Origin of the sequence: Spirochaeta isovalerica, from assembly GCF_014207565.1 — a bacterium.
GTDB classification, from domain to species: domain Bacteria; phylum Spirochaetota; class Spirochaetia; order DSM-2461; family DSM-2461; genus Spirochaeta_F; species Spirochaeta_F isovalerica.
Genome location: NZ_JACHGJ010000021.1, coordinates 1 through 4338 on the forward strand (window position 1 = coordinate 1; position 4338 = coordinate 4338).

Genomic DNA, 4338 nt, shown 5'->3' on the forward strand with positions numbered 1-4338 from the left:
GCCGTCGACTAACAGTTGGTATAGCATTAAACTATACGTGGGTAGCTGTAGAGGACTTTCACCTCATGAGCATATCGCCATGTCGGGCGTACCAAGGCCACTGAAGTTGACCTTTTTTTGGCATAGGATCTGCTCTTCACTTCGTTCCGATGCAAATCCAACGCCAACCCTCCGCTTCACTCCGGGACAATCCGGCAACTTAGTGGGTCGTTATATTTTTAAGAAATTTATTTTGAAATTTTAATGATAACTTGGTTTTAAATTAGTCGGAGGATTTATTGGATTTTGTTGAAGTTTGGCATATCGGTACTCAAAATATTGATACTGGCGAATTTATGGGTTTTATATATATTGGCTTAGCATTCATTGTTCTTGAAAGTGTTGCTCTATTATCAAGAAAAATCTGGGGTTCAAACTCCTTTTTATTCAATTTCATTAATGCATTTTCACGACCCCAATACCCTAATAGTAAAATATTCTTATTAATAGGAGGCATCTTAATATTATTTGGTATTGGTAACTACTTTGTTATAAATACTAATCTATCGAGAATGTCAAAATATCTAGATCATCCTGCTATTAAAGTAATTGAAGGAACAATTAATGTTCAGTTTGAGCAGCCAGAATCTGGTCATGCTGGTGGCGATATTATACAGATTGATAAGTATATTTTTAAAATTAATTATTTTTCATCAACTCTTTATTATCACAATTCTATTGCTCATAAAGGTATATTAACTTCAGGTAAATACTTAAAGATTTATGTCCTTCCGTCTAATGAAGATGAAAAACATAATTTTGGAGCAGGAAAAATATTGAAAATTGAAGAAAGAATCTGAATTTAGTTATTGATGGCATTTCTATCCTGTTTTAAAATGGCGTCCTTGCCATTTTAAAAGTTGCAACAAATTCGTCGGACTCATCACTTAACATGTTTTTCATGGCTCCATTTCATTCCACCCAAATAACCGGAATAATTATACTTGAGGAATCATGAGAACAGTTTTAATATTGAACTTTAGAAACTCGTTCCGGTTACTTCATGAAAAACAGGGACGTTAGATGCAAGAGTAAAATGCTAGCTTTTCTTTGTTTTAAAACTCCTCCGCGACAAGATCAGCTTAAGTAATTTTTTTGTATTAGGATTTCTTTCGTCCATAACTTTCTTAATCAATGCAGCCAGAAGTAACCACGAAACTTTTTTGTTTTATTGCATTAAACTGTAATGTTGTCTCCAAATCTCTGGCTGGCGATTGAAACCGTTTTTCAGGTAGTTCTTCGATGTCGCGAATTATCCAGGAAGAAATGAAAGCTTTTTAATCCTGAAAAACGGAATCGCTTTTTTACAAAAATAAAAATGGACGAAATCCGTTTTTGATTGGCCGGTTCATTCATCAGAGAGTGGCCCTTAAGCAGACTTGTCGCTCCATACCTTTTTTCCCAAAGTGTCATTGGCAATAAGCCTTTTGGTTTCCCACCGCATTTTACCCCTGCATCTAACAGCGAATATACGCGGCGCCTCCGGCTTGGGCTTCGCCATATTTTTTTCTCTGTCAAAATTATTGCAGATGAGGTTATACTGCTACTGCGAATGGATTATGTTTAAACTGTTTCTGGGTTGCAATCTCGCAATAATGTTGCCAGTCCTTCGGAACGAAAAAAACATCGCATATTCGCAGAACGTTATAGAAAATTCCAATTTCATACTGGATAAAAAGGGCTTGGCCTTCCGTGGCCAAGTGGAGGAAAACAGTTTTGTCGAAGAGATTTTTTCTTACTCAAATATTGTTGTTACTGTTAAGTCATGGAGCTTTCAGCCAAAATATCGATCTTTTAATTACCTATAACAATGACTCAAGTGAAATCATTTCTGTTCCTGATGACATTACGAGGATTTATAATTTCAAAAAGGATTTGATTGTCTATCGAGAGGATGAAGTTGTTATAAGACATCAACATCGACCAATAAAAAGTCTATCAGATTTGGCTCATTTCCAGAATCTCGAAATAGCTGACCTAGTTTATACTTTTGATTCTTGTACAAGTTTGGATTTTCTTAAATCTTCAGTAATAGAGAAATTAGACATTTCTTGGGGTGTGAGTAATATAAATCTGGATTTTGTAAAAAGTATGATCTATTTGAAAGCACTAAGATTGAATCATATAGAAAACATCAATCTTGAAGATATCGACCTAAGTAATACTAAAATTGAATATCTACAAATCTCCGATTGCAATATTTCCTCTATAGGGAATTTCACTTTCAACGATTCATTAAAATATATCCATTTTGGATACAATAAAGATATTTCATTTACATCACAGTTTATAAGCGAATTAAATAATCGCGGTGTTACTTTAATTTCAGACAAAAAACCTGAAGGAATAGAAAATTTCATACAGACATACAGTTCTGGAGTTATTGTATATGGAAAATATGGTATGAGTGAAATGTGAAATGGAAAGAACATCCCGAGCCCTCCATGGCTCGGGATGGAACTATAACAAAATCGAAATTGGAACTTCCTATAACAGACAATATATGCTCGTTTCACTCGGGCTTCGCCAAATCTACCACTTCGTGGTAGACTTCATATATTGTCGGAACGTTAGAAGAAATGCCGAAAAAAGGCTGGTAACAAATACAGAATGCTTGAACTAAAAATACTACTGATACCCTTATTCGCTTTCATTATTCATTTTATTGGGACTCTTTCATATTCAGTAAGGATTGTTGGAGTCAGAACTGGAAAAATAGCCCTTTCCTTTTCTTTGTTTAACATCTTTGTCTTGTTTTCTAGAACTGCAAATACATTTCTAAATCCCCTACTCTCAAAAAATGTCGAAACCAATATCGCAAATCAAAACTTTGATAATAATATCTGGCTGTTTCGGATTATATTATTGGCTGCAAGTCTGGCAACATTAGCTGGTATTTTCTTAATTCCTATGTTTCAAAGATTATTCTCTCTAGCTGTTACTTCATATTCAGAACATAAATCGATGAAGCGTTTGCTATTGAGATTCTTCTCAATAGATGGGATATCTGATGTTAAAAGAAGTTTTGTAATTCCCAACAGGGATAATATAAAGCTTTCAGCTAAAACCAGAAAAGGCCTGATAGTTCCTTTTCTTCTCAATATTATTATTGTGGCTATTTTATCTGTTGGCAGCTTATCTTCACTTTATGCTGGGTATCTGGTTCCCGAGTTTAGATCTACAGCAAATTCTCTACATTCAATTGTAAATGGTCTAGCAACAGTTTTACTTTTTCTTATAGTTGATCCATATTTAGCCGGTATGACAGATGATGTAGTCTCTGGAAAAATTAAAGAATCAATTTTCCGGAAAAATGTAGTATTCTTGTCTATCTCAAGATTTTTGGGCACATTATTAGCCCAATTATTGTTATACCCCTCAGCTTTAATAATTGCACAAGTCTCTAAATTGCTATGATTTTTTTCGGCACATCTTCTAACAGACAATATATGCTCCGCTTTGCTCCGGGCTTCGCCAAATCTAACACTTCGTGCTAGACTTCATATATTGTCGGAACGTTATAAGACATTGGCCAAAGGATTTATATGACAAGATTATTTTTCATAAGACATGCAGAATCAGACTATTCGATAAAAGATGACTTTTATCGACCTCTTACTAGTTCAGGCTCATTTGCAGCTAAAAAAATCCCAGATCTATTTGAAAATACTCACATTGATCATTTTTATAGTAGTCCATTTGTTAGATCGGTACATACAATTCAATACCTGGCAAATCAATGTGAGAAAAATATTACTCTATGCCCAAATCTTCAAGAACGTAAAGTTGGTAGTTGGGTAGAGGATTTTTTTACATACGCACAAAAACAATGGCATAACTTTGATTATAAGATTGAAAATGGTGAATCTTTAAATGAAGTTCAAAAACGCAATATCAATGAAATTAATGTGATACTGCAAAATCATCAAAATCAAAATGTTGTTATTGGCACTCATGGAACTTCACTTTGTACTATTTTAAATCACTTCGATGCTCAATTTGATTTTGAATATTTTCAATCTATTGCAAAAAAAATGCCATTGTTTATTGAATTGCAGTTTAATGATTTGTCTTATATAGCTATGAATGAACTGCATACGGATGCTTTGGCCAACGTCTTATAACAAGAAATATATGCTTCGCTGCGCTTCGGGCGTTGCCACATTGGCTTCGTTCCTCAGCCAACGTCATATATTTCTGGAACGTTAGATGCAAGAGTAAAATGCTAGCTTTTCTCTGTTTAAAACTCCTCCGCGACAAGATCAGCTTAAGGAATTTTTTTGTATTAGGATTCATTTC

Annotated in this window: 4 protein-coding genes; all 4 read left to right on the plus strand. The window is 34.3% G+C overall.

Going from position 1 to position 4338, the window contains the following annotated elements:
- Nucleotides 1-278 precede the first annotated feature (278 nt).
- The 4 genes from HNR50_RS21980 (at nt 279) to HNR50_RS21995 (ending at nt 4163) form a co-directional block, all read left to right on the plus strand.
- Nucleotides 279-839, plus strand: a complete 561-nt coding sequence (locus tag HNR50_RS21980; protein ID WP_184748965.1) for a hypothetical protein — start codon at nt 279-281, stop codon at nt 837-839.
- A 916-nt stretch (nt 840-1755) separates the two neighbouring features.
- Nucleotides 1756-2457 carry a hypothetical protein gene (locus HNR50_RS21985; RefSeq protein ID WP_184748966.1) on the plus strand — a complete coding sequence of 234 codons (702 nt, stop codon included), beginning with the start codon at nt 1756-1758 and terminating at the stop codon, nt 2455-2457.
- Between the two features lie 192 nt (nt 2458-2649).
- The gene (locus HNR50_RS21990) at nt 2650-3456 is read left to right on the plus strand and encodes a lipid II flippase family protein (RefSeq protein WP_184748967.1); all 807 of its coding nucleotides are present in this window, start codon (nt 2650-2652) and stop codon (nt 3454-3456) included.
- Between the two features lie 128 nt (nt 3457-3584).
- The gene (locus HNR50_RS21995) at nt 3585-4163 is read left to right on the plus strand and encodes a histidine phosphatase family protein (protein ID WP_184748968.1); all 579 of its coding nucleotides are present in this window, start codon (nt 3585-3587) and stop codon (nt 4161-4163) included.
- The last annotated feature ends 175 nt before the right edge of the window (nt 4164-4338 follow it).